This is a genomic window from Vibrio sp. 1402, assembly GCF_033340275.1.
Genome location: NZ_JAWOWE010000558.1, coordinates 1 through 559, shown reverse-complemented (window position 1 = coordinate 559; position 559 = coordinate 1). Strand labels below are relative to the sequence as shown.

Below are 559 nucleotides of genomic sequence, written 5' to 3'. Positions count from 1 at the left end.
ATTGCATCTCGTGGCGAAAAGATTTTGTTTAAGGTCAGTACTGGTCTTGTGCTGATTAAACTTTGTACCGTTGCATTACTTGGCGTCATGATGATCGAAAAATGGGATGTAGCGAATGTCGGTTCGATTCCAGAAACAGGCGCTGGTTTGAAAGATGCAATTGAGCTACTGCCGTTTACTCTAACGTCTATTCTCTTTATTCAAAGCTTGAGCCCAATGGTGATCTCATACCGCTCAAAAGAAAAATCGATTGAGGTTGCTCGCTTTAAAGCCATGCGCGCAATGAAAATTGCTTTCGGTATCTTGTTTGTGACGGTCTTCTTCTATGCGATTTCCTTTACGCTTGCGATGTCACATGAACAAGCGGTTAAAGCAGCAGAAGAGAACATCTCTGCTCTTGCGATGGTTGCGCAAGGTATGGACGGCACGACGCTAAAACTAATGAGTTTGATGCTGAATATTTTCTCAGTAATGACTGCGTTTTTTGGCGTGTACTTAGGTTTCCGCGATTCTTGCCAAGGTCTAGCGATGCTGGCTCTAAAAAAGGTCATGCCTGAAG

At 43.6% G+C, this 559-nt stretch carries 1 pseudogene; it reads left to right on the top strand.

Annotation, left to right across the window (positions count from 1 at the left end):
- A pseudogene (locus R7044_RS27235) lies at positions 1–559 on the top strand (hypothetical protein); the annotation flags it as partial.